The sequence below is a fragment of the Alienimonas chondri genome (assembly GCF_013036045.1).
GTDB lineage: Bacteria > Planctomycetota > Planctomycetia > Planctomycetales > Planctomycetaceae > Alienimonas > Alienimonas chondri.
In genome coordinates this window covers 45,945-72,615 of sequence record NZ_WTPX01000005.1, presented here as the reverse complement: position 1 = coordinate 72,615, position 26,671 = coordinate 45,945, and the positions used below count along the sequence as shown (strand labels likewise).

The following is a 26,671-nucleotide window of genomic DNA, read 5'->3' as shown; positions in this document are numbered from 1 at the left end:
CGCCCCGCCAAGGCGGCCCCGTCGAACGCGGCGGTCGCCGTCCCCTCCGCGGGCGAGGTCGCCAGCCCGTCGGCGCTCCGCGATCCGAACGTGCAACTCATGTTGCAGGTTCGCGATGGGGACGAAGCCGCCTTCGCGGAGCTGGTCGACAAGTTTCAGGCGCGGCTCGTGACGGTCTTCACGCACCTCGTCGGCGATCGCAGCCTCGCGGAGGATCTGTCTCAGGAAGCGTTCCTGCGGGTCTATCGCGCCCGCACCGGCTACGTCCCGACGGCGAAGTTCAGCACTTGGCTGTATCGCATCGCCCACAACCTCGCCAGTAACGCCCGGCGGGGACTTGGCCGGAAGAAGGAGGTGCGGGTCGACCCGAAGGAGGGGTCCGCGACCGGCACCCACGAGCAGATGGCGGTGGAGAAAAGCGCCCTGATGCCCAGTCGCCAGTTCGCCAAGGACGAACTGCGAGGGAAGGTCCGAGACGCCTTGGAGACGCTCTCGGATCGGCAGCGGCTCGCCGTGCTGTTGCATCGCTTTGAAGGGATGCCCTACGCCGACATCGCCGAGACGATGGAATTGTCCCCCGCCGCCGTCAAAAGCCTGCTGGCGCGAGCGCGGGAGAACCTGCGATCGAAACTCGAACCTTACGTGAAATAACCGCCCCCGTACGCCGCTCGCCCTTCCCGCCCGACCGTCGTTCGCCTCCGTGCGACGAACCGCCCCGCCCGCTCCCAATGCCCCAAATCGCCCGCCTGTCCGCCGAAGACCGCGACGACCTCGTCGCGTATCTGGACGGCGAATTGGACGGCGAGGCCGGCGGACGCATTGAGAAGGCGCTCTCCGCCAGCCCGGTCGCTCGGCATGAAGTCGAGATGCTGACCCGCACCTGGGATCTGCTCGATCTGCTGCCGGCGGCGGATCCGGACCGGGAATTCACCGAGCGGACGCTCGCCGCGGCCAAGGCGCTGGACGATAGCGTTCCGCTGGCGGATCGCACCGCCGTGCACGTTGCTAAGGGAGCGGGTCTGCTGGCCGCCTGGGCGACGGGCCTCGTGGCGGCCGCGGCGATCGGATACCTCGCCGCGGCGGAGTGGGTGCCGGGCGCCTCCGACCCGATCGTGCGGGACGATCCGGTGCTCCGTGATCTGCCGCGGCTCCGCGACGCTCACAGCGAAGCGTTTTTGAAGGAACTGAACCAGGCCGGCGTGCTCGTCGATTTGCCGCCGGACCTCGATCCCGATGCCCCCGCCGAGTCGCCGGAATGATCGCCCGCCGTCCCCGCTTGATCTTCGCCGTCGCCGTGACGTTCGCGGCGGTCGGCGTCGTCCCCGCGAGCGGGCAGGACGCGGAGGCCGCCAGCCGCGAGCGAATCAAGAATCTCACCGCGGAGGAGCGGGCCGCGTTGCGGGACCGGCACGAAGCGTTCCTCTCTCTCCCCGACGCTGAACGGGATAGACTGCGATCCCTGCACGCCCGCTTGGAGGAGGACGGCCCCGGCGGGGAACTGAACCAGTCGCTGGACCGCTTGCAGGCCGTACTCGCGAGACTCACCCCGACGGAGCGAGCCGCGGTCGAATCCGCCAGCACTCCCGAGGAGCGGGTCGTTATGCTCCGCCGCGTGATCGACGGCTATCGCACGATTCCGCCGCCGCCGGAACGGTTCAGCGATTGGTTCGATCCGGCCCCCGGCCAACGTTCGCCGCGCGATTGGCCACGCAAAGACCTGATCGAAGAAGAGCTGACCGCCCTGCTGGCCGATCAGTCGAGCCTGTCCCGAGTGACCGGCGACGACCCGCTGGAACGACCGCGGGCCGAACGCCTGTTCCTGGTGCTCGACGCCGTCGCGACGCCTCGCGGCGTACAACGTCCGCGGCCGGCGGAAGATTGGCTCCAAGACTCGCTGCTGACGCAACTCGACCTCCGGCTCTCCGAGCGCGGGCTGCCGGGTTTGGCTGCCTGGATGCAGGGCGAGGGCGAGCGGGGCGAATTCGGCATGCGATTCGTCCGCGGTCAGTTGGTCGAAATCATGGCGAGCGCGCTCCGCGAGGCCTGGACGGAACGCATCGGGGGGCCGGATGGGGAGCGACTGCTCGATCAGCTCACCGCGATGCCCGACCGGGTCGCCGTGCGGTCCGCCGGCGGCCCGGCGCGGGCGGACCTGGCCGAGGATTTGGTGCGAGACGAGCGAGTCTCTGCGGAGGATCTGTCGATGACGGACGAGGAGCGACAGACCGCGGCACGGGCCTTCGAACTCGCCAATCGACTGCGGGACTCCGTTTCGGGGAACCGCCGCTTCGGCGGCCGTCGCGGCGGGGACCGTCGTCCGCCGGAACGCCCGCGCGGCCCCGGTCCCGGAGACGGTCCGCCGTCGGACGGTCCGCCACCGAACGGCCCGCCGAGGGTCCGTCCAAGCTTCTGATCGAGACGCTGCTCGGAGCCGCGGCGGTTAGCGGGAGGCGCCGTCCGTCGAGGTTGCTTCCCCTCCGGCGGATTCGCCGGCCGGAGCCTCCGTGACCGGCGTTTCCTCGGCCGCACCGGCCTCGTTCATCTCCGGCTCACCTTCGCCGGCGGGGGCGTTCTCCGCAGGTTCCTCTTCGCCCGTCGGGGCAGCCGCGTCGGTCGCGGCGTCCGCTTCCGGGGCGTCGGCTTCCGCGTCGTCTGCCTTCTTGGACGGGTCATCTTTCGTCGATTCGGCCTTCGGAGCGGCGTCGGGCGTTTCGGCGGGGGAGGCGGCGTCCTCCTCGGCCGGCGGGTCAAACTCCCCGAGGGGAGAGAACGCCGTTTGCAGCACTTCGCCGCTCGTCGAATCTTCAATCCAAGCGACCGCGGTCAGCCGCGTGAGCTGCATCGGTTTGTCCGGGAAGATGCGGCCGTCGTGCTCGCGCTCGTACGCCGCCAAGTAGGTCTTCAGCTCGTCCCGCAGATCGGAGACGGAGGAGTCGACCCGATAGGTCAGCACGCCGTCTTCCCCGGGCCCTACCCCCGCGGCGCCGGTGGGCATGGCGCGAACCAGCATCTCATGCGTGCGGATACTGTTCGGGGCCGCGTAGACCATTTCGTCCTCGGCGATGACGACGTGTAAGCGGTGGTTCGCGGCGAAGCCCCCTTCTCGGCGAGCCGTGACGACCGCGTCGAACCGATCGCCGTCCGCTTTCGTCTCGACGTCGATCGTGGCGCCGGCCGGCGTCCCCCGGCGTGCTTCGACGGCCTCAACGAGGCTTTCGTACGCCTCCGTGGCGGCGCCCACCGGGCCGCCGATCTGGAAGTCCGGCGTTTCGCCGTCCAAGCGGAAGGTCGGCGTGCCGCGCACATCGACCGCGGCGGCACGCGCGACTGTGTCGGCGTTCGTCAGCGGATCGGCGCCGGGAACGTGCAGGTGATATTGCAAGATGACGAGATCCTCCTGCGGGAAGGTCTCCGCGAGCGCTGCGGTGGCCATGTCCGCGGCGACGCAGGGCGGGCACATCGAACCGGTGAACAACTCCGCGAGCACCGTGCGATCGCCGTCGTCCGCGGGACGCGATTCTTCGGCGATGCTTTTGGCCAGTCGGCGATACGTCTCCGCGAGCAACTCGGCGACGGCTCCGGTGTCCTCAAGCTCCTCGTTCAGCCACTCCCGCGGATGCTTCAGTTCGCCCGGCGCGGCGCGCTGGGCGAGCGGTTGAATCATGTAGGGGCCGCCGGGGATCGCCGTCGCTTCCGCGTACAGTTTGCGAGCCTCTTCCTTGCGCCCCGCGGTCCGCTCCTTCTCCGCGAGGAGGTACGTCACGACCGCCTCCAGCGGGTACTGCTCATGTAGTTCGGCGAGTTCGTCCCGGCCCGCGTCGCCGCCGTAGCGGTACAGGCCGTCGGCCAGCATGTAGAGCGTCGGCGGTTCATCCGGGCGATCGGCCCGAATGGCTCGAAGCTCGGCCAGACCGGCCTCGGCGTCGGTTTCGGCCAACTCCATCGCCTCGGCCATGCGCTGCGACAACGCGAGTTGGTCTTCGCGCCGATCGGCTTCCGCCTGCAATGCTTCGAATTGTTCCTGCCAACGTTCCGCGGTTCCCTCAGGAGCGGCGTCCGGCAGGGCTGCGACCGCCGCGGCGAGCTGCTCGTCCGCGATTTCTCGATACGTCGGCACGCTGATCAACAACGCTCCGGCCGTCCGGTGAGCATCCGCCACCGCCCACGGCCCCCAGTTCTCGGAGAACGCGACGTACCCCGCGATGATCTTCCGAATCTCTTTCGGCGTCTTGTCCTGCTGCGCCTCTGATGCGATCGCGGCTTGATACAGCGGGAAAAACGCGGGGGCGTAGGGATTGCGTTTCGCCACGATCTCCAACCCGGTGATGTCCGGGCTGGCGGCCCCAATCGCTTTGACGATTTGCTCAAACGTAGCGTCCGCGAGCGCCGGGGGGCCGGGGTTCGGTTCGCCGGGGGGCAGCGGAACCAACAACGCCGGCGTGATGGCGCCGCCGGTCTCGTCGTGCAGGGTGCCGATGATCACGCCCGGCGTCGGTTTCCCTTCAAATTGAAGATAGATGTCGGCTTCTTCTTCCCTGCCGGTCAGCTTGAACGACACCGCGTCCTCGCTGGCCTCGATCAGCGTCATTTCCGGCTTGAGGGACTCCAGTTGCTCGGTCGGATTGAAGCCCTTCAAAACCGGCTTGCCGTCCTCCTCAGCGATCGTGATAGCGCCGAAGTTCGTGGCCCGCCCCTGCCGGGGGGTAAGCAGACGGAAGGTGCCGATCGGTGAGATCGGCTCCTTCGGCGCCGCCTTCGGTTCGCCCGGCGTCTCGGCGGCAGCGGTCTGCTCGCCGCTCTCCGCGGGCGGCGACGCTTCTTCCCCGCTCTCGCCGCATCCAGCGATCAGGACGGTCGCACACAGGGCGGCGAGGGCCGCCGGACCGGCGGGATGAAGTTGTAGACGGGGCATACTGAGCCGAGCGGGAGGCATGATTCCCCCTATCCTACGCCAACGACCGACGATTCGCCGGCGCGGAGGCTGCGTTTGTCCCCGCGGGCCGCGTCGGTCAGGCGACGCCGAGGTCGCGACGCAGGTCGTCCAGGGAGTCCGACAGCTTGGCAACGCGATCCGTCAGGTCGGCCAGTTCGCTGCGCAACGTCTCGTTCGCTTCCCGCAGCGAAGCGAGTTCGCCGGCATCGACGGCCGGCGCCGCGGCGCTTGCGGCGGGGGGGGCGCTGCTTGCCGAGGGCCCCGCGGATGCCGGAGCGGCGGGGGGCGCCTCGTCCGGGGGGTAGAGGGCGTGATCGACCGTGGCGCCGCGACGTTCGAGCGGACCGTCGGCGGAGACGAAGCCCATTTCGATCAGCCCGTCGAGCGCCTCTCGCAAGTCGTCCAGCGAGGCGATCGGCACCATTCGGGAGGCCCGCGCCCGCAGTTCTCCGAGCGACTGCCGGCCGCGGAGCATCAACTCCGCCAGCACCGCGATCTGCGGTTCCGAAATCGTCAGCCGTTTGCGGACGAGGTGCCGGTACTTCGCCGCTCGTCCGCCGGCGGTGTGCACCTCCGCGGCCAACCCGATCTCGGCGAGGTCGTCCAACGTCTCCAGCGCCGCCCCCTCGCCGTAGTTCGTCACCGGGTCCCGGTTGGAACTTTGGTTGCACCCGGTGACCACGGCTTTCAGCGTCAGTGGATAGGACCCCGGCGTCGTGAGCCCCTTCTCGATCAGGGTGCCGATCACCCGGCGCTGCGGGCGGGTGAGGGACTTCAGGGGGGGATATTGGTCGTCGGCGTCCATCGGGCGAGCGTCCTGCTTGGGTGCGGCGACGGACGGTGACCGCTTCGGCCGTTTGCGGCAAGCGCGACGACCGGTTCGCCGTCGGAAACGCCGTGGGGACCGGGAGGGGGTCGCCCCGGGGGCGTGGTCCTCTACAGTCCAGCTTCGACGCCTCCCGTCCATCCTCGGTGCCGCGTGTTTCGATTCAGTCGTTTTCTTCGGCCGCTTTACATCGCGGCGCTCGGTCTCGCACTGTCTGCGGGATGCGGACCGCGGGGCGAACCGGTCGAGCCGGTTTCGGTCGAAGAAACTGGCGGCCCCGTGGCGCCGGTCGAGATCGAAGGGGCGTCGATTGCGCTCGCCCCGCTGGATCCCGCGGCGCCCGTCGTGCCGACCGCGGAGAACGGTTGGCCGCAGTTCCGCGGGCCGAATCGCAACGGCGTCGCCTTGGGGACGAACCCGCCGACCGAATGGAGAGCCGATAAGAACGTCATGTGGGCCACGGACGTGCCGGGCCGCGGGAACTCCTCCCCCGTGGTCGACGACGGCCGCATCTTTCTGACGACCGCGGACGAGGCGGCGAACACGCAATCGTTGCTCGCCTACGATCTCGCCACCGGCGACCCACTCTGGCAGAAGCAGACGGCGGCGGGACGGCTGCCGAAGGGCGGTATGCACCGCGAAAGCAGCCACGCCGCCACGACGCCGGCGGTCGGCGGCGGAGCGGTGTTCGTCACGAACCTCCACGACGACGCCGTGTGGGCCTCCGCGTGGTCGGTCGAGGGCGAGAAGCTGTGGGGCGAAGTGAAACTGGGAGCGTTCCGGCCGCAGTTCGGGTACGCGGCGAGTCCGGTCTTGTACGGCTCGGTCGTGATCGTCTCCGCGGACAACGTCGGCCCCGGCTTTCTGGTCGCTCTGGATCGGGAGAGCGGCGACGTCCGCTGGCGGACGCCGCGCGACGCGCAGATTTCGTTCAATACGCCCCTGCTGGCGACGCTGAACGGCCGCGACACGCTGATCGTCGCGGGCAACGACAAGCTGGACGCCTACGATCCGACAGATGGCTCGCTCATGTGGAGCGTCCCGGGGCTGACCGCGACGGTCTCCGGCTCGGCGGTGGCCGGCGTGGTCGATGTCGGGGGCGAATCGCGGTCGATCGTGATCGCGTCCGGCGGCTACCCGGGATCGGAGACGTTGGCCGTGTTCCCCCCGGCCGCGGGCGAGACCGAACCGACGGTTGCATGGCGGGACGAGGGGAAGGCCTACGTTCCCAGTCCCTTGCTGGTGGACGGGCTGGCGTTCGTGACCCATGACGACGGCCGCACCTGGTGCTTCGACGCGGCCACCGGCGAGATCGCCTGGCGGACGCGGCTGTCGAAACCGCAGTTTCGCCCCTCTGCCGTCGCGGTGGGCACGGGGGACGATCTCCGCGTGTTGCAGCCGAGCACGCCCGGCATCACGACGGTCTACCGAGTGACCTCGCGGGGGTTCGAGAAGCTGGCGGAGAACCAACTCGGCGACGAGTGCTACGCCAGTCCCGCGGTGATCGGCGACACGTTGTTGATTCGCTCCGCGAGCGGCTACGGGGCGAACCGGCAAGACAGGCTGTACCGGATTGCCGCAGACTGAGCGGCCGCCGCGGGATGCTCAGTCCGCTCCGCTGATGATCCGCACGTAGCTGTCGTACCGAACGCGGCTGATCGCGCCGTCCAACACGGCGGCCTTCACGTGACAGCCGTCCTCGTGCGTGTGGGTGCAGTCCGGGTATTTGCAGTGCGGGATGTGCGGCTGGAACTCTCGGAAGTAGGCCTCGACCTCCCAGTCCGCCACGTCCCACAGGGCGAACTGGCGCACGCCGGGGGTGTCAGCGACCCACCCGGGCGTCGCTGAGGCGTCGTCGGTGGGGGCGGTGAGCCGTAATAGAATCGCGCGGCGGGTCGTGTGGCGGCCCTTGCCGGTCCAGCCGCTGACCTCGCCGACCCGCAGGCTCCACCCGGGTTCGACGACATTGAGCAGCGAACTCTTGCCGACGCCGCTCTGCCCGGCGACGACGCTCTGCGAACCGGCGAGCAATCCCCGGATGCGCTCGACCCCCTCGCCCGTCACGGCGCTGGCGAGCACGGTCGGATAGCCGAGGGATTCGTACAGCCCCGCGAGTTCCTCCAGCCGCGGTCGATCGTCACCCGCGAGGTCGCATTTGTTGACCGCGATCGCGGCCTTCACCCCGCCCTTCTCCGCGCTCACCAGCATGCGGTCGATCAGGGCCGGTTTGAGCGGCGGATCGGCGGCGCTGGCGACGATTACGATCTGGTCCACGTTCGCGACGAGGACGTGCTCCCGGTTCTTGTGCTCGCGGGACAGCACGCCGTGCCGCGGTTCGACCCGTTCGACGACCGCCATCTTCTTCGCGGGGCCGTCAGGCGTTTCGCGAACGCCGTCGGCCTCCTGCGGGCGAATGAGCACGCGGTCGCCGGTGACCACGGCGTTGCGTCCGTCGCGGGCCAGCGTTCGCAGGACGCGGCGAACCGTGCATTCGTAGCGTTCGCCGAAGTCGGCGTCCTCGGAGACCGGGAGCTCCCCCTCCACGAGGCAATGCAGTCCGATCGCGGACACCACCCGGCCGGCGAGACAACCTTCGACGTCGACATCGCGGATCAACTGGCCGTCGCGTTCCTCGGCGACGACCGTGCGGCGCCGTGAGATGTCGCCTTTGCCGGAGAGTCGTTCGCTGCCCGTCAACTCATCGAGATCTTCCTCGCCGCCCTCTTCGCCGCCGTCCCGGCCGACGATCGCCGCGGGGGCGGCGTCGCGGGTCAGATCGTTCACGCGCGTCCGCTTCACACGGTTCTTGCGGAACTCGACCCGCACTTTCTTTCCCGCGGACTTTCCCGGTTTCTTTCGAGCCATCAGCGACGGATATCCCAGAGATCAGTCATCGTCGCCGCCTAACAACAGGCGCAGGGCCTCGTCTTCCTCCTCGTCGTCGCCCGGCGGCAAATCGGTCGACGCCAGCGTTTTGGGGGACGACCGCTTCGCGGGGGCGGGCCGTTCCGGCTTCTCCAGGCCTGCGAGCTGCATCAGGCTGCCGCCGAATCGCTCGCCGCCCATCACCTCCGGGGCCGGGCCGTCGCCCTGCGGGGTATAGGCGATTTCGTACTCGTGCCTGGCGATCCGCAGCATCGAACCGGGCGGCAGGGCGCTTTCCATGCAGCGAGAACCGTCTACGCGGATGCCGTTCGAGCTGCCGAGGTCGGCGACGTGCCAGTAGCCGTCCTTGAGTTCCAGCTGACAGTGTTTGCCGGAGACGTTGTCGAAGGCGAGGACGATGTCGCATCGCGACCTGCGACCGATCGTCAGGGGGGAGCGTCGCAACGGGATCGGATCGCCGCCGCCGGTCGGGATCAGTTCTCCCAGCAATTCGGCGGACATGGGACGCTCGGGGGGCAAGTAGAGGCCGGGGACAAGAGCGGTAAGGATACGGAGCCGTGCGTCGGCCGTCACCGGGGCGGACCCCAGCCGGACTGGATGGTTCGGCGTTCCGGACCGGTTACAGTACGCGTGCCGGAGCGGACCGGGCGATCGCGGCGGGGCGGCGTTTCTTCGGAGGCGACGTACCCGTCGAGGAAAGTCCGGGCTCCACAGGACAGGGTGGTGGGTAACGCCCACCGGGCGACGGCCCGCAACGCGGCGACGCGGTGTGGATCGGAAGCCTCGGGCCAGTGCCACAGAAAGCAAACCGCCGAACGGCTTGCCTCCCTCGGGAGGCGGGTGCGTGGTAAGGGTGAAAGGGTGCGGTAAGAGCGCACCGGGCCGGCGGCGACGTCGGTCGCTTGGTCAACCCCACCTGGAGCAAGGCCGAACAGGACGGAGGAACGCCGAACCCGTCTCGGGAACCCCTCGGGGGACTCGTGACGAGCGAGGAACGAACGCGGCTCGGTCCGAACCGTTCGACGTCCGGGTGGGCCGCTCGAGGGTCGCGGCAACGCGATTCGCAGAGAAATGATCGCCGCCCCCGTCGCCGCACGTCGGCGCCGGTGCGGTACAGGACCCGGCTTACAGGTCCGCCCCGGTTTTCTTTAGCGCGCGAGTCCTCGCGAATCCTTTCCGTTCGTCCCCACGCGACGGGTTTCTTCGCGCAACGAGTCTTTCGTTTTGTCGGCCGAGGCGGTCGATCCGGCGGCGCCGCCATGATCGGCCGACGGTTCACAGTTCGGGGGCGAAGCGTGGTCCGAGGTTGGGCGGGGGTCCGGCGACGGTCGATATCCACGATTCGTCGCTCCCTCCAGCCGTTCCCAGCTTCGCCGCGCATGCCTTTCCCCGCTCGCCGCCGTCGGATTGCGGGCCTCGCGGCCGGGCCGGCGAGTTGGGCGGCTTTGGGTCTGCTGGGGATGACGATCGGCTGCCGCTCCGCGGGACGAGAGACGATGGCGGATGCACCGCGGACGGTCCCCTTCGCGGAGAGTCCGACCGACGACGACGGCGCCCACGCGGTGCGCTACGCCGGGCACTTCGATCCGCTGCCGGAACTGACGCCGGCGCCGGAACCGCTGAAGGCCACGCCGGTCGCCCCGGGGCACGGACGGGACCGGTCCGGGTCGGTCGACGCATTCTGAACGGCGCTCCCGGGCCGGCGCGGCCGGCCGCGCCGGCGCTTGAGGGGGTGGCGACGTTGCGTCGCTGAACAGCGGCGATAGACTCCATGCCCCTTCCGGACCGCCCGGCGGCCGTCGGCCGTGTCGCTGGCGCAGTCGATGACACTGCCCCGCGGCGGCCAGTCCGGCCGCGTCGTCGCGGGCGGCGGCCCGGCCCGATCGGCCGAGGTAGGTGTGCCCCTGTGCAAACTAAGATCGCCGTCCGACACGGCCAGCTCAACGACGACACCCGTGCCTTCATCTCGGGGAAATGCGACAAGCTGGTCCATTTGTTCGAACGCGTGACGGAGATCGTCACCACGGTGGAGTTCGAGCACGCCGGCGATCGCGTTCGCGTCGAACTGCTGGTCGATGCGGAGCACAAGCACGACTTCACCTCACACGACGAGGGCGCTGAAGTCATTCCGACGTTTGAATCCTGCCTCCACAAGATGGAGCGGCAGATTCGCCGCTATAAGAAGCGGATTCAGGAACACCACGGCGATCCGTCCGCTCGCGACGTGGCCGGCGATCCGTTCGCCGACGATCCTGCGCTGGACGACGACGATGACGACGACGGCCTCCCCCCCGCGGCGGCCGAAGCGGACCTGTCCGTCACCCCCGGGGGCGTCGCCAAGCCGCCCAGCGCCACCTAGTCTTCCGTCTCTATTTCTCGCGTCCCCGCCTCCTCCGGCGTGCCTTCCGCGGCTCCGAACCGCACCCGTCGCCATGAATCTGCTCGACTTCGTCTGTACTGACGCCATCGTTCCCGACCTCAAACCGGCGGGGAAGGAAGACGCGATCGCGCAATTGGTCGCTTCGCTGAAGGATGCCGGCAAGCTGCCGGGGGATGAGGAACCCGCCATCGTCGCCGCGGTGTTGAAGCGGGAAGAACTGGGTTCGACCGGCATCGGCAACGGCGTCGCGGTTCCCCATACGAAGCACCCCGCCGTCGATCGGCTCACGGCGACGGTCGGCCTCGTGCACGAGGGGATCGATTTCGCCAGCCTCGACGGCGAACCGGTCTACATCATGATCTTGCTCGTCAGCCCGCCGGAGAACACCCGCGACCATCTGCGGGCGCTGGAGACGGTCTCCCGGCACCTCAAGAACGACACGTTCTGCAACTTTCTCAAGCAGGCGAAGACCGCCGACGAAGTGGTCGAACTGCTCCGCGAGGCGGACGAAGGCCACATCAGCTGAGGCTGTGGCTGAGGAAGACCGGGTCTGAGAAACCAGGCTTGGGGGCCCGCGTCCCCCGACTTTTACCGGCGTCGCCGTCCGCCCCCGTTGAGCGTACTGCTCGGCGTCCACAGAGTTCGGCGAACTGTCCGAGGACGGTTCGCCTCTACCCCAGAGACGATGTCCGACGAGAGGAACACCGCCGCCAGCGACGTCGCGACCTGCACCGTGCAGGTCGGGAACCCGGACGGCCTGCACATGCGGCCGATCACGTTGGTGACCCAGGCCGCATCCCGTTATGCCTGCTCCGTCAGCATCTCCAAAGGGGAGACGGACGCGGACGCCAAGGCGATGATCCAACTCCTGACGCTCGCGGCCGCCTGCGGAGAATCGGTCACGGTCAGGGCCGAAGGGCCCGGAGCGAATGAGGCCGTCGAAGAGATTGCCGCGCTGATCTCCGCAACGTCGCCGGATTAGCGAACTTCTGGCGGTCGTCCCGCCGCGTTCCCGTGCGGGCGCGTCCCTCGGACTGCCCCCCACGTCTTGACGGCGGTACACTCTTCAACGTCGCCCGATCGGGCCGACCAGTTCCTCATTCTTTCACGTCCGCCATGCTGCTCAAGCGAGGGATCGCCGTCTCCCCGGGGGTTGCCGTGGGTCCGGCCGTGGTGCTGGGCGTCGAGACGTTTCGGATCCCCAGCCAGTACGTGCGGGTCGATGCGGTCGAGTCGGAGCTGGATCGCCTGGATCGCGCCCTGGAGCGAATCTCCACGGAAATCGGCGAGAACGAACAGATCGCGGCCGATCGGCTCGGCGCTCAGTACGGCGCCATCTTCGCCGCCCACGGCCAACTTGCGCGGGACGCCTCGTTTCAGGACGAGGTGCGGGCCTACATCCGCAAGAAGAATTACTCGCCGGAGTTCGCCGCCAGCCGGGTGATCCGCAAGTACACCAAGGCCCTGCAGGAGATGGGCAACCCGCAGATGGCGGAGCGGGCGGCGGACCTGTTCGACTTGGAAAAACGAGTGCTCCGCGAGCTGCTCGGGCAGGGCCGCGACGAGCTGAAGAACCTGACGGACCCGGTCGTCCTGCTGGCGAAGAACCTGACGCCCAGCGAAACGGCGTCGCTGGACCGGTCGAAGATCCTCGCGTTCGTCACCGAGGGCGGCGGCCGGACCAGCCACACGGCCATTCTCGCGGGCGCCCTCGAATTGCCGGCGGTGGTCGGCGTCGGGCGGTTCCTCTCCGACGTGGCGGGCGGCGAAACCGTCATCGTCGACGGGCAGCGGGGCGAACTGCTGATCGATCCGGATGAGGAAACCCTCGCCGACTACCGCCGCCGCGCCGAGGCCCGCAGGACGGAGTCGATCCGGCTTCAGACCTACCGGGACGTGCAGCCGCGCACCCGCGACGGCGAGCGCATCTTCATCATGGGGAACATCGAATTCCCCGAGGAGGTCGGCCATTGCACCGATCGCGGCAGCGACGGCGTCGGCCTGTACCGGACGGAATTCCTGTACCTGCAAGGCGACGCCGAGCCGACCGAGGAAGAGCACTACGACGCGTACTGCAAGGTCGTCACCGCGATGGCCGGCCGTCCGGTGGTCATCCGCACGATGGACCTCGGGGCCGACAAGGTCTCCGACAGCATGCGCCGCGGCATCGCGGGGCATCTCGACAGCGCTCTGGGCCTGCGGAGCATCCGCCTCAGCCTGCAGAACCTGCCGTCGTTCAAGACGCAGCTTCGGGCCGTCCTGCGGGCGAGCGCCTTCGGCGACGTCCGCGTGATGTTCCCGCTGGTCAGCACGCTGTTGGAGCTGCGTCAGGCGAAGATGGTCCTCGCGGACGTGATGGAAGACTTGGACGAAGAGGGGATCGAGTTCCGCCGCGACATTCCGATCGGAATGATGGTCGAGGTGCCGAGCGCGGCGCTGCGGGCGGACGACTTCGCCCGCGAGGTCGACTTCTTCAGCATCGGCACCAACGACCTGATCCAATACACCCTCGCTGCAGACCGGGCCGACCCGGACCTGGCGAATCTCTACTCCGCCGGCGACCCGTCGGTCCTGCGTTTGATCCGTTGGGTCGTCGAAGCCGCCGCCCGTCACGACGTCCCGGTGACGATTTGCGGGCAGATGAGCAGCGATCCGAAATTTCTTCCGCTGTTGCTGGGGCTGGGGATTCGCCAGATCAGCGTGACGCCGCACGTCATCCCAGAGCTCAAAGACCTCGCCGGGCGACTCGAAGTCGCCGGGTGCGAAGGCGTCGCCGCCCACGCCGAAGGGCTGGAACTGGCCCGAGACGTGGAAAACTACCTCCGAGACGAGGTCGAGCGAACCCGCTCCGGCCGACCGGAGCCGGACGACCGGGCGGCGTTGGTGCGTCCGAAGTCCAAGCGCTCCGACCACTGGGCGGGGGCCGCCCGGTGATGATTCGTTTTCTCCGCTCGCACCGACTCCGGTCGGTTCGCAGGGCCGATCCCGTACAGCTTCACACGTCGCTTCCCGCGTCGGCGTCGAACACACGTTCGAGCCACGTCGTCGCGCCCGTCTTCTTGACGGTTCGACCCCGCATTATCCCATGCCGCCAGCCGATCGCTGCGCATCGTGGGCGTCCGCCCGTCCCCTGGAAGTCGGAGGCGACCGCATTCGGTCCGTCCTCGGCGCTTCACGGGGGACCGGAACGGGAAACGGGTTCGGGCCGTCATCTTTCCAATACCATTGAAAGGTGCGTGTCCCGTGAAGAAAGAGATGCTCGTCAACGTCCTCCAGCCGGAGGAGACCCGCATCGCCATCGTCGAGGATGGCCGACTGGAGGAGCTTTATCTGGAGCGATCCAGCGGCGAGAACCTCGTCGGGAATATCTATAAGGGGAAGGTGGTCAACGTCGAGCCGTCGATTCAGGCGTGCTTTGTGGACTTCGGCGAGGGGCGTAACGGCTTCCTGCACGTCTCCGACATCGAGTACCAGTACTTCAAGCACCTTCGCCCGGACGGCGACCCGGACGACGACTTCGACGGCCCGCGCGGGCGCGGCGGCCGGAACGGAGACCGCGGTGGCGAACGCCGGCAGAGCAAGCCGCAGATCCAGGAGATTCTCCGTCGCGGCAGCGAAGTGCTGATTCAGGTCATCAAGGAAGGTCTCGGCAACAAAGGCCCGACGCTCTCCACGAAGATCAGCGTTCCCGGCCGCTATCTGGTGCTGATGCCGAACCTCGGTCGGGTGGGTGTCTCCCGGAAGATCGAGGACGACGACGAGCGCCGCGAACTCCGCCGCATGCTCCGCGATATGAACCCGCCGAAGGGCGTGGGCTTCATCGTTCGGACCGCGGCGCTCGGCCGCACGCAAAACGACCTGAAGAACGACCTCACCTATCTCACGAAGCTCTGGCAGAGCATCGCGGAGAAGGTCGAGGACTCCAACGGCGTGTGCACGGTGTACGAGGAGACGGACATCATGATCCGTACCATTCGGGACACCTTCAACGCGGACATCGACGCGGTTCACATCGACGCCGAAGACGCCTTCGATCGCGCGAAGGACTTCATGGACGCGATGATGCCCAAGATGTCCTCCCGTCTGAAGCTGCATGAGGGCAGCAGCCCGCTGTTTCAGGCGCACGGCATCGAAGACGAGATCGCCAACATCCAGCAGCGGCAGGTGCCGCTGAAGGGCGGCGGGTCGATCGTGATCGACCAGACCGAAGCGCTGGTGGCGATCGACGTGAATAGCGGTTCGGCTCGCGGGACGAAGGACGCCGAGGAGAGCGCCTATAAGGTGAACCTCGCCGCCGCGGCGGAGATCGCCCGGCAGCTGCGGCTCCGCGACTTGGGCGGCGTGATCGTCAACGACTTCATCGACATGCGGGCCGAACGGCACCGCAAAGGGCTGCTGCGGGCCTTCGAGCAGCACCTCGAACGGGACCGCGCCCGCACTAAAGTCTCCCGACCCAGCGCGTTCGGCCTGGTCGAGATGACCCGGCAGCGGATCCGCCCGTCCTTGGGCCGTGCGTTGTTCAACGACTGCCCCTGTTGCAGCGGCACCGGCCAGGTGAAGACGCCGGAGAGCATGTCCATCGAGGTGATGCGCGTGCTGCTGGCCGCTGCGGGCATGAAGAACGTGGCGGAATTGACCGTCACCGTGCACGAGGCCGTCGCCGACGATCTGAACAATCGCAAGCGGCGGGAAATCATGAACCTGGAGGAGGATCGCGACATTCACATCGCGATCAGCGCCAAGGCGGACACCCACCCGGAGTTCCTCGCCCTCGCTGCGACCGACGACAACGGCCGCCCGGTGAAAAACCTGCCCCCCCTGCCCTCGCGGGGCGGCAAGTGACCGCGTAGACTATCGACCCCTGTAACGCCGGAGTCCGGTCGGACTCCGGCGTTTTTCTTTCCCTCTCCGACGCCGCGCCCGGATTCATCCCGGCCGGAACCGAGCCGCCGGGCGAATCCCGGACGAATATCATGTTTGCGATCATCGAAGACGGCAGCCGTCAGTACCGCGTGGCCCCCGGCGAGAAACTGTCGATCGACTACCGCAAGGACGTCGAGGACGGCGGGACTGTCACGTTCGATCGCGTCCTGCTCGCCAACGGCGGCGGCTCCAGCACGATCGGCGCCCCGCTGATCGAAGGCGCCACCGTCACCGCGGAGGTCGTGCGGGCCATGGACAAAGGCCAGAAGCTGGAGATCCAGAAGATCCGCCGCCGGAAAAACAGCCGGCGCCACACGGGTCACCGCCAAAAGTACACCACCGTGCAGGTGACCGGCGTGAACGTCCCCGGCCTCGAAGAGAAGGCGGAGGCGTAGGCCGTCTTCGGTTCGTTCAGGGCCGTCGGCGCGACTCCTCAGGACCGCTGCGATGTTGGAACTGATCCTTGTCGGTCTGGTCTGCTACGTGACCGGCAAGGCGGCGGAGATGGAGGGGCAGTCCTTCATCGTCTGGGCGTTCGTGGCCGTTCTCGTCTGCTTCGTCTCGTCCGCGGCCGTGATGATCGTCTTTGGGGTGCCGTTCGTCGGGGCGCTGCTCGGCGCGGCTCTCTCGTTCGGCCTGTTGATGGGTTACAAGGCCCTGGCGAACCGGTGACGCCGGCGACCGTCTAAGCGGTTCCCGCCGCGCCGCCCTCGCCGGACTCCTCCGCGATCTCCAGCTCTCCCGTTCCGACCGGCTCCGTGCTGCGGCGGAAGACGGCGCAGACGTCCGCGATCGGCACGACGAACAGGCGGTTGTCGGCTTCCAGATCCACGGGGATCGACCGCTTCGGGTGGTACAGCACCTTGTCGTACTTGCGAACCGGAAAGTCCGCGTCGCGCTCGACCATCGCGCTGATCTCGACCACCCGGCCGGTGATCGTGGGGATCTCCGCATCGCTGGGGAGCACGATGCCGCCGCGCGTTTGACCGCGACTTTCATCCTTGCGGACGAGGATGCGGTTTCCGACTGGTTCGACGTACTCGTTCGGCATCGGCCACGGGGCGGTTGGGTGCGGCTGGCATCCCATCTTACGGCGCTGAGGGACCGCGGCGAATGACCCCGCGGTCAGGCGGGGCGGGTGAAAGCCGCCAACTGCGGGCGCGGTTCCGGCTTGGCGACCCTCGCCGCCTCGCCGATTTTGAGGGGCGCTTCGCCGGCCACGGGCGGCTCGTCGGCGTCTGCATCGTCGCCTTCCTCATCGGTCTTCCGGCGAATCAGCGACCCCATCGGACCGGCCAGCAGCGCCGGCAGCAGGATCACGTCGGCGATCAGCGCCGCGGCGATCAACGCGGACATCAGCCAGCCGAACCGGCTCACCAGCAGCAGTTCGGCCGGGGCGAGCATCAACAGGCCGATGCCGACGATCAGGCTCGTCTGCCACAAGGCCGGTCCGCACTCGTTGAGGGCAAAGGCGGCGGCCTCCTCCCGTTCAAGTTCCGCCGGGGCGTGTCGGAATGCGGCGACGAGGTGCAGCGTACCGTCCACCGCGATGCCCAGCGCCACGCTGGCGGAGATCATCGTGCCGATATCCACCGGGACGGCGAACCAGCTCACCAACCCGAAGACGGCGGTGACCGGCAGGATGTTCGGCAGCATCGCGGTCAGCCCGGCCCGGACGGAGCCCAGCACGACGCTCATCACCACCGCGATCACGGCGAAGGCCAAGCCGAAGCTGTCGATCAGCCCTTCCAGTACCGCCTCTTGGGTTCGCAGGAACAGCGGCACCAAGCCCGTCACCGCGTACCCGGCGCCCGGTTCGTCCTTCAACACTTCCGCGGCCGCGGTATTGAGGTCGTCCGTCAGCACGGCGTAATCGACGTCGGTGAGGATGTTCGCCTGGGCGCTAATTCGCCACAGTTCGTCGCCCGGCACCGCCATGGATTCGCCGTCCTTGTCGGCGGGCGTCGGGAGGTGTGCGGTGGTCAGGAAACCCGCCGACGCCGGTTCCTCACGGACGCGGCGTTCCGTCTCCGCGGCTCGGCGGAAGTAGCCGATGCGGGCGAATCGACCGGCGTTCTCCGGCAAGACTTCCGCGGGGGGGCGGAAGCTGGCGAGCGAAATCGCCCCGCTGATTTCCGGGTGGCGCTCGATTCGATCCGCCACCGCCCGGACCAACTCCATGCGATTCGTGAACGGTTGCTGCGGATCGTCCAGCGAGTCCTTGTCGAACCGCACGATGACGTCCACGGGGATCACGCCGGTGATGCGATCCTCGAAGTAGGCGTAGTCCTGAACGACCTGGGCCGAGGACGGAAAGTACTTGATGACTTTCGTCTCCGTGCGGAACCGGGTCAGGCCCAGCGAGCAGCCCGCGGCGACCAGCAGACAGGTCGCGATGACGAGACGGCGATGACGGACCAATCGCGCGGCGAACGCCGGCCACAGCGATTTGCCCCCGCCGCGCGACGAAGGCGGCGGGGCGAGGTGCTCCAGCAGCGCCGGCAGGCCGAACAGCACGACGGCGAGCATGATCCCGCAGCCGATCGACGAATAGATGCCGAACTCCCGCACCGGCACCAACGGGCTGACGGCCAACGAAATGAGGCCCACCGCGGTCGTGCAGGCCGCCAACACCGTGGGCGTGCGAGCGACCGAGAGCGCCCGGGCGACGGCGTTCGATTCGCCGTTCTCCGCGGCGTGCCGGTAGTAGTTCACGAGGTGTACCCCCGCGCTCAGGCTCAACACCAACAGCAGCGAGGGCATCACGACCAGCACCATGTTCATCCCCCCGCCGGTCAACGGCACGACGCTCAGCGAAGCCAGCACCGTGAACAGCGTCGCTCCCAGCACGCACAGGGAGACCCGGACCCCGCCCAGCAACCAGAACGCCAGCCCAGCCGAGACGAGGAACGACATCAGCACTGGGCTACGCTCCCAGAGCTTCCAGCCGGGCACGTCTCGATTGACGGCGGTTCGCTTGAGCGCCTGATTGAGCGCGATCGCGGTGACGGTCCGCCCGCCGATGTGCAGGTCTTCGGCGGGAACCCCGATCGCCTCGGCCGCTTCGCGGAGATCCGCGACCGCGGCTTTCGGATCCGCGGCGCCGGCTTCCGACAACGAAACGGAGACCGCCGCCGGCTGTCCGGCGATACGGAAAACCTCAGCGACGTAGGCCCGCCCCTCGGCATCCCGCGCGCCCTCCGCGGCGCTCTTCGCAGTGGCCACCGTCTCGGGGGCGGAATCCATGTGCGGCCAGCGGACCGTCAGATCGTGGGCGGCCGCGACCGGGAAGGAGAACGACGGTTCGTCGTCCGTCTCGGCTTCGAGGGCGATCGCGTTCGCCGCGAACGTCTCCGGTTCCGCCGCCGTCAATACTTCCGGTTCGACGTCCGCGGCGACCCGCACCGCGGCGGCGATTCGTTCGGCGGCCGTCGCCGGATCGGCCTGGCCGGTTTCCGAGAGCACGACTCGCAAGGGGCCGCCGCCGGTCAGCAGGCCGGTGACCCGATCGACGGCGTCGTCCGGCTCGACCCCGGCGTCGACCATCCGAGCGGCCAGTTCCGAGGGGGTGACCACGCGATCGACCAACCGACTCCCGCCGCGCTGCACGCCGTCTTCGTCCCGGGTTCCCCGGAGGGCGTTCGCGTAGTCTTTCAATCGAGGGTCGCCGGCTTGGACGCCCTTCCAACTCACGACCAGCGTGTCTTCGCTGGGAAAATGTTCTTTGAACCAGGCGAGTCGCGCGGCGTCCGGATCGCCTTCCGGGAGCCAGCTTTCGACGTCGTTTTCGAGTCGAATCTGGGTGAGTCCCCAGCCGACCGCCGGCACGGCGAGGCAGAACGCCGCCAATGCCCAAGCGGCGCGAGGGACGCCGGGGGACCGGCGGCCCGGCCGGTCTTCGGCGGCGACATCCGAGGGGGGGGCCGGCAAGGGTCGTCCGTGGGTTGCGGGCGTGAGCGACTCCCGGCGGCGTGCGGCCGGCGGGCGGAGAACTTCGATTATTGCTTCCCGCGTCGTTTGCCCCAACCCGGGTCTGAGGATGTGCGTCCGGAGCGGGACGATTCGCTCCCCTCGCGCCCGTTCCCGTTCGCTGATCCGCTGAATCGGCGTGAGCCGCCCAGCGTTCCGATCGCAATCAATTGAGCGGTTACAGAAACGCCGCCATCACCCCGTCCGCGACAAAGCGGCCCTCCCGCGTCAGCCGAACGCCGGCGTCGTCGCGCGTCACAAAACCGAGTGATTCCTGCTCCTCGAGATCGCCCAGCAACAAACCCTCGATCGCGAAGCCGGTGCGCTGCTGGAAGTCCTCCCGCTCCACGCCCTCCGTCCTTCTGAGATTGAGCATCACGAGCTCGCGGGCGCGATCCTCCGGGGCGAGGCGTTCTTCTTCGACCCAGGACGACTCGCCCGCTTCGACCCGCTTCAGCCACCCCAGCACCCCGCGGTGGTTCGTTCGCCTCACCCCGTCGATCAGGTTCGCGGCGCCGGGGCCGAACGCTTCGAAGTCGTCGCCGCACCAGTACGCCCGATTGTGGCGGCATTCGCGGCCAGGGCGGGCGTGGCTGCTCAGTTCGTATTGATGAAAACCGGCGGCGGCGGGGCGGTCCATCGCCGCGGCGTACATCGCTCGCTCGGACTCCTCCGGTGGGGTGATCAGTTCCCCACGACGGCGGCGGGACCAGAAGGCGGTGCCCTTCTCGAACGTCAAGCCGTAGGTGGAGAGGTGCGACGGTTCCAAGGCAAGAGCCGCGTCCAGCGTCGCCTCCCAGCTTCGCAGATCCTGACCGGGGACGGCGTAGATCAGGTCCAGCGAGACGTTGTCGATGCGGCGCCGAACGGTCTCCAGCACCCGGGGGATGTCCGTGGGAGCGTGGTCGCGTTCGAGGGTGGTCAGCGCCGCGGCGTCGAAAGACTGCACGCCGAGGCTCACCCGGTTCACGCCCGCATCGGCGAGCCGACCGACGAGGTCCGGCGTGATATCGGAGGGGTTCGCTTCGACCGTGACCTCCGCCCCCTCGGCCAGTCGGTAGCGGCGGAACAGCGCATCGAACAGACGATCCAATTGCGGCCCGTCCAACCGCGTGGGCGTGCCGCCGCCGAGGAACAACGTATCCAGCTCCACCCGTCCGCCGGGCGTGGGCGGAGCGACACGATTCAATTCCTGATCGAGCGCCGTCAGATAGCGCCCGGCGAGATCGTCGCGGCCGGCGACGAGAGTGAAATCGCAATACCCGCAGCGGTGACGGCAGAACGGGACATGAGTGTAGGCGGAGCGATGCACGACGCCACGGTACGATGCCCGAACCCGGCAACCAACGCGGCTGTCCGTCCGCCATGAGTAATCGCGCCGCCCGCAAAGCCGTCGCCGCCGACACGCTTCAACTGTTGGAAGACGGATTCTACTTCGACCCGATGGAGAACGAGGTCTCCATCCGAGCATGGCTCGCTGAAGCGGTCGCCGGCACGACCTTAATCTGCGATCCCCCCGGCCCGCCCTCCTCTCCCGGATCGTACGACACGACGATTGAGGTGCGTAACGAAACGACGCTCGCCGCGTGCCGACGCCTCACGCATGACAATCCAGACGCCGACGTGTTGGCGTTGAACTTCGCCTCCGCAAAGAATCCCGGCGGCGGGTTCCTCAGCGGGGCGCAGGCCCAAGAGGAAAGCCTCGGGCGAGCGACCGGGTTGTACGCCTGCGTGAAAGACCTCGACGGGTTCTACCAGCACAACCGCCGAGACGGCGGGGCGTTCTACTCGCATCGAATGGCGTACTCGCCCGGCGTGCCGGTCTTTCGGGACGACGCGGACGAACTACTCGCGGAGCCGTATCGAGCGTCGATCTTCACGGCCCCCGCCCCGAACGCCGGGGCCGTGGCTCAGAACCACCCGACTCGGCTCCCGGAACTGCCCGCGGTCTTCCGCGAACGCGCGGGCCGGGTTCTGGCCGTCGCCGCGCACCGCCGGCACGTCGATCTTGTCTTGGGCGCCTGGGGCTGCGGAGTGTTTCGCAACGATCCCGTGTTCGTCGCGAATCTGTGGAAGGAACTGCTCGACGGCCCCTTCCGCGGCACCTTCCGAACCGTCGCGATGGCGGTGCTGGATCGCCCCGACGGCGCAACGATCAACGCCTTTGAACAAACGTTCGTCGGAGGGTAATTCGCACGAACGACCGCGATTCGCTCACCAGCCCGGGCCATCCGGGCGGGACGGGTTCGCCCAGTGACCGCTGGGGTCTTCGCCTCGCACCACGATGCCCTTCGCGTTCCAACCCTGACCGGCCCGCACGCCCGCCGAGCAGTACCGCAGCGTCAATCCGCAGCGGCGGCGGGGACTGGGATTCGACGCGCTGCCGTGCAACAGCAGGTCGCTGTGCACGCTGCAGGTTCCGGCTTCGAGTTCGTCGTAGACCTCCTCGCCGTATTGCTCCGCGTCGGGGACGATCTGGTTCAAGGCGGAATGATCCTCCGGCGTGCTTTCGCGGTAGGTCAGGTGCCCGCTGTGATGCGAGCCGGCCAGGAACCGCATGCAGCCGTTGTCCTCGTCGGCGTCGTCGATCGCGAGCCAGATCGTGACCGCGTGACTGGGGGACAGGGGCCAGAAGCTGGCGTCCTGGTGCCAGCCGACTTGCTTCTCCTCGCCCGGCAGCTTGCAGAAGAAGTGGGATCCCCAGCCGATCACGCCCGCCTCCGGGGCGCCGGCCTCGCGGAGAACGTCCGCCGCGTACCCGACGAAGGTGGGATGCGTCAGCAGGTCGTAGACGCCGCCGTGCGTGAGATGCGCGGTCGAGAGCGAGTAGCTGTCCTTCCCCGCGGCCAAAGCCTCCGCGAGCAAGCCGTCGAAGTAAGCGCGGACGCGGTCCGCCTCATCCGGTTCGAACGCCGGCAGGGGGGCGACGAAACCGCGTTCGTTGAAGTGGACGACCTGATCCGAGGTCAAGGTCGTCGCGGAGGCGGGATCGCCGGGGCGAAAGCGGAGATCGCGGGCCTCCGCCGACACGTCGGGGGTGGCGTCGAACCTGGGTGCGGCGGCGTCCATCGATCGAAACTCGCGCTGAAGGAAGATCAGTTGGGGGAGGTACGTGAATGCTCGTTACACTGGGGAGAACATACGACCGACACGCAGGGGCCGCTCACCCCGCGTCGGAACAGCCATGCTCCCGATGTTTCAAACTCAGTCTATCAACCCGGACGCCTCGCAACCGTCCTCGACCGCGGACCAGAATATCTTCGAACATTACGACCTCGGCGGCTTCTTCGACGAAACCGTCGCGGAGGATCGTTCCCCCCGCCCCGCGAGCGAACGCCTCTGCCGGCGGGTCGCCGAGCTCGCCCCGGGGGATCTGGCCCGACGACAGGCCGCCGCGGAAACCGCGATGCGGCGCCTGGGTATCACCTTCAGCGTCTACGGCGACGCCCGGGGGAAAGAACGGATTATCCCGTTCGACATTCTGCCCCGCGTGATCACCGCGGAGGAATGGCGCACGGTCGAACGCGGTTTGAAGCAGCGGATCGAAGCGTTGGATCGCTTCATCGGCGACGTGTACGGGGATCAAAGGATCCTGAACGACGGCGTCGTGCCCCGCTCCGCCGTGGAGAGCGGCGAAGGATTGAAGAAGCCCTGCATCGGGCTGAAGCCGCCGCGGGATGTGTGGTGTCACATCACCGGCACGGACCTCGTCCGCGACGGCGACGGCACGCTGTACGTCTTGGAAGACAACCTGCGGGTACCCAGCGGCGTGTCGTACGTCCTGCAAAACAGGCAGTTGCTCAAGCAAACCTTCCCGGGGCTGTTCAGCGGCAACGACATCCGCCCCGTCGACGATTACCCCTGGAAGCTACTGGACTGTCTGCAGTGGCTGTGCGGCGGACGGGTCGAAAACCCGGTCGCGGCGGTGCTCACCCCGGGCATCTACAACAGCGCCTACTTCGAGCACAGCTTCCTCGCCCAGCAGATGGGAATCCCGCTGGTCGAGGGCCGCGACCTGATGGTGCGAGACGGGTTCGTCCAGATGCGTACCACCCGCGGGCCGCAGCGGGTCGACGTGCTGTACCGCCGCGTGGACGACGAGTTCCTCGACCCGGCGGCGTTCCGCAAGGACAGCATGCTCGGCGTCCCCGGCCTGATGGACGCCTACCGGGCGGGCCGCGTCGCCCTCGCCAACGCCCCCGGCACCGGCGTCGCGGACGACAAGGTGATCTACACCTACGTCCCGGACATGATCCGGTACTACCTGAACGAGGATCCGATCCTCCCGAACGTGCCCACCCATCGCTGCGGAGACGCCGACGGGTTGAAGCACGTCTTGGCGAATCTCGAACGCATGGTGGTCAAACCGGCGAACGAAAGCGGCGGCGCCGGCATGTTGATCGGCCCGGCCAGCACCGCGGCGGAGCGCGAGGAGTTCGCCGCGAAGATCAAGGACGATCCGCGGGACTACATCGCCCAACCCACGCTGGCGCTCTCCCGGGTGCCGGTGCTGTGCGAGCCGACCGCGGACGGCGAACTGAACCTCGCCGGTCGCCATGTCGATCTGCGACCGTTCATCATCCGCGGACCGGAGACCTACGTCCTGCCCGGCGGTTTGACGAGGGTCGCGCTGACCCCCGGTTCGCTGATCGTGAACAGCAGTAAGGGCGGCGGAAGCAAGGACACCTGGGTGCTCAGCTAGGCGAGCAGGGGGCGTCAGCCCCCTGAGGCGCTCAACCAACGACCGCTTACATCTCTCAGGGGGCTGACGCCCCCCGCTCGCCCTATCTCGACTTCTCTCAACATATGCTCTCTCGCGTCGCAGAATCAGTTTATTGGATGTCTCGCCTCGTGGAGCGGGCGGAGAACGTCGCCCGCTTCATCGGAGTGAACCTGAACCTCTCGCTAGACCTGCCGGACCGCGGCGGCGAAGGTGAGCAGTGGCACCCCTTAGTCATCACAAGCGGCGACGAAGCCGCCTTTTCGCGGCGCTACGATGAGGCGACCCGGCGGAACGTGATTCGCTTTCTCGCGATCGACGGCGAGAACCCCAACAGCGTCCGTAGTTGTCTGGCGACGGCCCGTGAGAACGCCCGCACCGTGCGGGAGTGCATCTCCGAGGAGATGTGGGAGCACCTGAATCGCTTTCACCTGATGGTTTCCGAAGCCTGCGACGCCCGCCGCGGCGAGGGGCCGATCGACGAGCCGCACGAGTTCTTCGAAAAGGTTCGACAGGCCGGGCAGCAGTTCCTCGGCGTGACCGATGCGACGATGACCCACGGCGAGGCCTGGCAGTTCTGCCGGCTCGGCCGCAGCATCGAACGGGCGGACAAAACGACCCGCATCCTTGACGTCAAGTACTACCTGCTGCTGCCCTCCTCGGAAGACGTCGGCACGCCGTTCGATTCGCTCCAGTGGGCGGCATTGCTTCGCAGCGCCGGGGCGCTGCAGATGTATCGGCAGAAGCACGGCCGGATTACGCCGCAGGACGTGGTCGATTTCCTCGTGCTGGACCTGCACTTCCCCCGCAGCGTGTTGAACTGTCTGTCGCGGGCGGATCGGGCGCTGCATGCGATTACCGGTACCCCGCCGGGCACGTTCGCCAGCGTCGCGGAACAACGCCTCGGCAAGCTGCACGCCCGATTGGCGTTCACCCGGCCCGATGAGATCGTCGCCGGCGGGATGCACGAATTCCTCGATTCGACCCAGCGCCAACTGAACGAGTCCGGGACGGCGATTTCCGAGACGTTCTTCGCTCCGCAGGGCGGGTGAGGTCGCGGTACACTCGGCGACTTCCCCCTTCCTTCCCCGACGGCCCCCGTCGGATCTTCGGAGCCCGCCTCGCCCATGACGTTTTGCCTCGCGATGAAGGTCGAGGACGGCATCGTCGGTCTGTCCGATACCCGAGTCACCACCGGTAGCGAGGTCATTTCCTCGAAGAAGGTGACGATCTACGACTTCCCGCCGCTCGCCGAGGACGCCCCCGGCTACGAAACGCATGGGGGAACCCGCCCGGCCGGCTCCTGTTTCGTGATGACCAGCGGGTTGCGCAGCGCCCGGGACAAAGCGCTGACGTATTTCGAGAATGAACTCGCGACCCCCGGCCGCATCACGGAACATCGGTTGTTCGAGGTGGCGAACCTGCTGGCCGCTCAGATCCGCCGCGTCGCGAAGGAGGACGGCGAGGCGCTCCGCGAGGCGAAGCTGGATCTCAACATCCATGCGCTGCTGGGCGGGCAGATGCACGGCGACGATCAGCACCGCCTGTTTCTCGTGTACCCCGAGGGGAACTGGATCTCCGTGGAACGCGATACGCCCTATCAGATCATCGGCGCCGGCGGGTACGGCAAGCCGGTGCTGGATCGGACGTTGAAGTACGAAGACCCGATGCGGTTCGCCCTCAAGGTGGGGTGCCTGGCGTTCGATTCGACTCGCATCAGCGCCGCGGACGTCGGCCCGCCGATCGACATCGTGCTCTATAAAAGAGACGGTTTTCGCACCGTGGAGCGCCGGTTCCATCAGGCGGACCTCAGCGAGATCACCGACTGGTGGCAGGACCGATTGCGGAACAGCATTCGTTCGATCCCCAGCGGTTGGCTGGATCCGCTGCGGGACGCCGTGCCGCCCGAATGGGGCGACGTGCTGGAGGCCCACAGCCCGGACCGGTACGGAACCTGACGGCGGGGAGAGGGTTCGCCCCGATTCGGCGCTGACGGGCCGGGTACAATACGCCGCCGTCCCCCCGGCCGAACCA

General features: G+C 67.9%; 24 protein-coding genes and 1 other RNA gene. 17 read left to right on the top strand and 8 right to left on the bottom strand.

Annotation, left to right across the window (positions count from 1 at the left end; translation table 11 throughout):
• The 3 genes from LzC2_RS01605 to LzC2_RS01595 all read left to right on the top strand — a co-directional run.
• The coding region (locus LzC2_RS01605) for an RNA polymerase sigma factor (RefSeq protein WP_315854489.1) at positions 1-651 on the top strand (651 nt) is incomplete at its 5' end.
• Positions 652-728: 77 nt separating this feature from the next.
• The gene (locus LzC2_RS01600) at positions 729-1,259 is read left to right on the top strand and encodes an anti-sigma factor family protein (protein WP_171183027.1); all 531 of its coding nucleotides are present in this window, start codon (positions 729-731) and stop codon (positions 1,257-1,259) included.
• The gene (locus LzC2_RS01595) at positions 1,256-2,413 is read left to right on the top strand and encodes a hypothetical protein (protein WP_171183025.1); all 1,158 of its coding nucleotides are present in this window, start codon (positions 1,256-1,258) and stop codon (positions 2,411-2,413) included. Before LzC2_RS01600 ends, LzC2_RS01595 begins: the two co-directional genes overlap by 4 nt.
• 27 nt (positions 2,414-2,440) lie before the next feature.
• Here the strand turns inward: LzC2_RS01595 and LzC2_RS01590 are convergent, their stop codons facing one another.
• Together LzC2_RS01590 and LzC2_RS01585 are read right to left on the bottom strand one after the other, a co-directional pair.
• The gene (locus LzC2_RS01590; RefSeq protein WP_206678526.1) at positions 2,441-4,912 is read right to left on the bottom strand and encodes a tetratricopeptide repeat protein; all 2,472 of its coding nucleotides are present in this window, start codon (positions 4,910-4,912) and stop codon (positions 2,441-2,443) included.
• Between the two features lie 97 nt (positions 4,913-5,009).
• Positions 5,010-5,738 (bottom strand): DUF480 domain-containing protein, encoded by a 729-nt coding sequence (locus LzC2_RS01585; RefSeq protein ID WP_171183020.1) that lies wholly within the window; start codon positions 5,736-5,738, stop codon positions 5,010-5,012.
• Between the two features lie 174 nt (positions 5,739-5,912).
• On the opposite strand from LzC2_RS01585, the gene LzC2_RS01580 reads away from it, so the two are divergent.
• Positions 5,913-7,346 carry an outer membrane protein assembly factor BamB family protein gene (locus LzC2_RS01580; RefSeq protein ID WP_206678525.1) on the top strand — a complete coding sequence of 478 codons (1,434 nt, stop codon included), beginning with the start codon at positions 5,913-5,915 and terminating at the stop codon, positions 7,344-7,346.
• Positions 7,347-7,364: 18 nt separating this feature from the next.
• On the opposite strand, the gene rsgA is transcribed toward LzC2_RS01580, so the two are convergent.
• Positions 7,365-8,624 (bottom strand): ribosome small subunit-dependent GTPase A, encoded by a 1,260-nt coding sequence (rsgA, locus tag LzC2_RS01575; RefSeq protein WP_171183015.1) that lies wholly within the window; start codon positions 8,622-8,624, stop codon positions 7,365-7,367.
• A 21-nt stretch (positions 8,625-8,645) separates the two neighbouring features.
• Positions 8,646-9,146, bottom strand: a complete 501-nt coding sequence (locus LzC2_RS01570; RefSeq protein ID WP_171183013.1) for an FHA domain-containing protein — start codon at positions 9,144-9,146, stop codon at positions 8,646-8,648.
• Positions 9,147-9,280: 134 nt separating this feature from the next.
• Here LzC2_RS01570 and rnpB point away from each other — a divergent pair.
• The 9 genes from rnpB to LzC2_RS01525 all read left to right on the top strand — a co-directional run bounded on the left by rnpB (position 9,281) and on the right by LzC2_RS01525 (position 16,620).
• An RNA gene (gene rnpB, locus LzC2_RS01565) (RNase P RNA component class A) lies at positions 9,281-9,789 on the top strand.
• A 235-nt stretch (positions 9,790-10,024) separates the two neighbouring features.
• Entirely contained in the window at positions 10,025-10,330 is a 306-nt protein-coding gene (locus LzC2_RS01560) for a hypothetical protein (protein ID WP_171183011.1), read from the top strand.
• A 221-nt stretch (positions 10,331-10,551) separates the two neighbouring features.
• Positions 10,552-11,004, top strand: coding sequence for an HPF/RaiA family ribosome-associated protein (locus tag LzC2_RS01555; RefSeq protein WP_315854488.1), 453 nt, complete (start codon positions 10,552-10,554; stop codon positions 11,002-11,004).
• 73 nt (positions 11,005-11,077) lie between these two features.
• Positions 11,078-11,551 (top strand): PTS sugar transporter subunit IIA, encoded by a 474-nt coding sequence (locus LzC2_RS01550; RefSeq protein WP_171183007.1) that lies wholly within the window; start codon positions 11,078-11,080, stop codon positions 11,549-11,551.
• Positions 11,552-11,710: 159 nt separating this feature from the next.
• Positions 11,711-12,007 carry an HPr family phosphocarrier protein gene (locus LzC2_RS01545; RefSeq protein ID WP_171183005.1) on the top strand — a complete coding sequence of 99 codons (297 nt, stop codon included), beginning with the start codon at positions 11,711-11,713 and terminating at the stop codon, positions 12,005-12,007.
• Between the two features lie 134 nt (positions 12,008-12,141).
• A complete protein-coding gene (gene ptsP, locus LzC2_RS01540) occupies positions 12,142-13,959 on the top strand; it encodes a phosphoenolpyruvate--protein phosphotransferase (protein ID WP_171183002.1) in 1,818 nt (605 codons plus the stop codon).
• Positions 13,960-14,268: 309 nt separating this feature from the next.
• Positions 14,269-15,867: an Rne/Rng family ribonuclease gene (locus tag LzC2_RS01535; RefSeq protein ID WP_315854487.1), complete on the top strand. Its 1,599-nt coding sequence runs from the start codon at positions 14,269-14,271 to the stop codon at positions 15,865-15,867.
• 131 nt (positions 15,868-15,998) lie between these two features.
• On the top strand, positions 15,999-16,343 hold the full coding sequence (rplU, locus tag LzC2_RS01530; RefSeq protein ID WP_171182998.1) for a 50S ribosomal protein L21: 345 nt from the start codon (positions 15,999-16,001) through the stop codon (positions 16,341-16,343).
• A gap of 52 nt (positions 16,344-16,395) precedes the next feature.
• Positions 16,396-16,620 (top strand): hypothetical protein, encoded by a 225-nt coding sequence (locus LzC2_RS01525; protein ID WP_171182996.1) that lies wholly within the window; start codon positions 16,396-16,398, stop codon positions 16,618-16,620.
• A 13-nt stretch (positions 16,621-16,633) separates the two neighbouring features.
• On the opposite strand, the gene LzC2_RS01520 is transcribed toward LzC2_RS01525, so the two are convergent.
• From LzC2_RS01520 to hemW, 3 genes are all read right to left on the bottom strand, one after another.
• Positions 16,634-16,999, bottom strand: coding sequence for a co-chaperone GroES (locus LzC2_RS01520; RefSeq protein WP_171182993.1), 366 nt, complete (start codon positions 16,997-16,999; stop codon positions 16,634-16,636).
• Positions 17,000-17,073: 74 nt separating this feature from the next.
• Positions 17,074-19,878: an efflux RND transporter permease subunit gene (locus tag LzC2_RS01515; protein ID WP_171182991.1), complete on the bottom strand. Its 2,805-nt coding sequence runs from the start codon at positions 19,876-19,878 to the stop codon at positions 17,074-17,076.
• A 217-nt stretch (positions 19,879-20,095) separates the two neighbouring features.
• A complete protein-coding gene (gene hemW / locus LzC2_RS01510; protein ID WP_315854486.1) occupies positions 20,096-21,229 on the bottom strand; it encodes a radical SAM family heme chaperone HemW in 1,134 nt (377 codons plus the stop codon).
• Positions 21,230-21,243: 14 nt separating this feature from the next.
• Between hemW and LzC2_RS01505 the strand changes: the two genes are divergently transcribed.
• On the top strand, positions 21,244-22,107 hold the full coding sequence (locus LzC2_RS01505; protein WP_246254637.1) for a TIGR02452 family protein: 864 nt from the start codon (positions 21,244-21,246) through the stop codon (positions 22,105-22,107).
• 24 nt (positions 22,108-22,131) lie between these two features.
• Here the strand turns inward: LzC2_RS01505 and LzC2_RS01500 are convergent, their stop codons facing one another.
• Positions 22,132-22,986, bottom strand: a complete 855-nt coding sequence (locus LzC2_RS01500) for a phytanoyl-CoA dioxygenase family protein (protein ID WP_171182985.1) — start codon at positions 22,984-22,986, stop codon at positions 22,132-22,134.
• Between the two features lie 124 nt (positions 22,987-23,110).
• Between LzC2_RS01500 and LzC2_RS01495 the strand changes: the two genes are divergently transcribed.
• The 3 genes from LzC2_RS01495 to LzC2_RS01485 all read left to right on the top strand — a co-directional run bounded on the left by LzC2_RS01495 (position 23,111) and on the right by LzC2_RS01485 (position 26,595).
• The gene (locus LzC2_RS01495; RefSeq protein WP_171182982.1) at positions 23,111-24,619 is read left to right on the top strand and encodes a circularly permuted type 2 ATP-grasp protein; all 1,509 of its coding nucleotides are present in this window, start codon (positions 23,111-23,113) and stop codon (positions 24,617-24,619) included.
• A gap of 104 nt (positions 24,620-24,723) precedes the next feature.
• Entirely contained in the window at positions 24,724-25,689 is a 966-nt protein-coding gene (locus tag LzC2_RS01490; protein ID WP_171182980.1) for an alpha-E domain-containing protein, read from the top strand.
• Positions 25,690-25,764: 75 nt separating this feature from the next.
• Positions 25,765-26,595: a proteasome-type protease gene (locus tag LzC2_RS01485; protein ID WP_174977601.1), complete on the top strand. Its 831-nt coding sequence runs from the start codon at positions 25,765-25,767 to the stop codon at positions 26,593-26,595.
• The last annotated feature ends 76 nt before the right edge of the window (positions 26,596-26,671 follow it).

Excerpts from the sequence above, each read along its gene's own strand:
- LzC2_RS01520 (WP_171182993.1), bottom strand. The coding sequence starts at position 16,999 with ATGCCGAACGAGTACGTCGAACCAGTCGGAAACCGCATCCTCGTCCGC.
- LzC2_RS01490 (WP_171182980.1), top strand. The coding sequence starts at position 24,724 with ATGCTCTCTCGCGTCGCAGAATCAGTTTATTGGATGTCTCGCCTCGTG.
- LzC2_RS01485 (WP_174977601.1), top strand. The coding sequence starts at position 25,765 with ATGACGTTTTGCCTCGCGATGAAGGTCGAGGACGGCATCGTCGGTCTG.
- LzC2_RS01590 (WP_206678526.1), bottom strand. The coding sequence starts at position 4,912 with ATGCCCCGTCTACAACTTCATCCCGCCGGTCCGGCGGCCCTCGCCGCC.
- LzC2_RS01595 (WP_171183025.1), top strand. The coding sequence starts at position 1,256 with ATGATCGCCCGCCGTCCCCGCTTGATCTTCGCCGTCGCCGTGACGTTC.
- LzC2_RS01545 (WP_171183005.1), top strand. The coding sequence starts at position 11,711 with ATGTCCGACGAGAGGAACACCGCCGCCAGCGACGTCGCGACCTGCACC.
- LzC2_RS01500 (WP_171182985.1), bottom strand. The coding sequence starts at position 22,986 with ATGGACGCCGCCGCACCCAGGTTCGACGCCACCCCCGACGTGTCGGCG.
- LzC2_RS01550 (WP_171183007.1), top strand. The coding sequence starts at position 11,078 with ATGAATCTGCTCGACTTCGTCTGTACTGACGCCATCGTTCCCGACCTC.
- LzC2_RS01585 (WP_171183020.1), bottom strand. The coding sequence starts at position 5,738 with ATGGACGCCGACGACCAATATCCCCCCCTGAAGTCCCTCACCCGCCCG.
- rsgA (WP_171183015.1), bottom strand. The coding sequence starts at position 8,624 with ATGGCTCGAAAGAAACCGGGAAAGTCCGCGGGAAAGAAAGTGCGGGTC.
- LzC2_RS01560 (WP_171183011.1), top strand. The coding sequence starts at position 10,025 with ATGCCTTTCCCCGCTCGCCGCCGTCGGATTGCGGGCCTCGCGGCCGGG.
- LzC2_RS01525 (WP_171182996.1), top strand. The coding sequence starts at position 16,396 with ATGTTGGAACTGATCCTTGTCGGTCTGGTCTGCTACGTGACCGGCAAG.
- LzC2_RS01495 (WP_171182982.1), top strand. The coding sequence starts at position 23,111 with ATGTTTCAAACTCAGTCTATCAACCCGGACGCCTCGCAACCGTCCTCG.
- LzC2_RS01570 (WP_171183013.1), bottom strand. The coding sequence starts at position 9,146 with ATGTCCGCCGAATTGCTGGGAGAACTGATCCCGACCGGCGGCGGCGAT.
- ptsP (WP_171183002.1), top strand. The coding sequence starts at position 12,142 with ATGCTGCTCAAGCGAGGGATCGCCGTCTCCCCGGGGGTTGCCGTGGGT.
- LzC2_RS01505 (WP_246254637.1), top strand. The coding sequence starts at position 21,244 with ATGCCCGAACCCGGCAACCAACGCGGCTGTCCGTCCGCCATGAGTAAT.
- LzC2_RS01600 (WP_171183027.1), top strand. The coding sequence starts at position 729 with ATGCCCCAAATCGCCCGCCTGTCCGCCGAAGACCGCGACGACCTCGTC.
- rplU (WP_171182998.1), top strand. The coding sequence starts at position 15,999 with ATGTTTGCGATCATCGAAGACGGCAGCCGTCAGTACCGCGTGGCCCCC.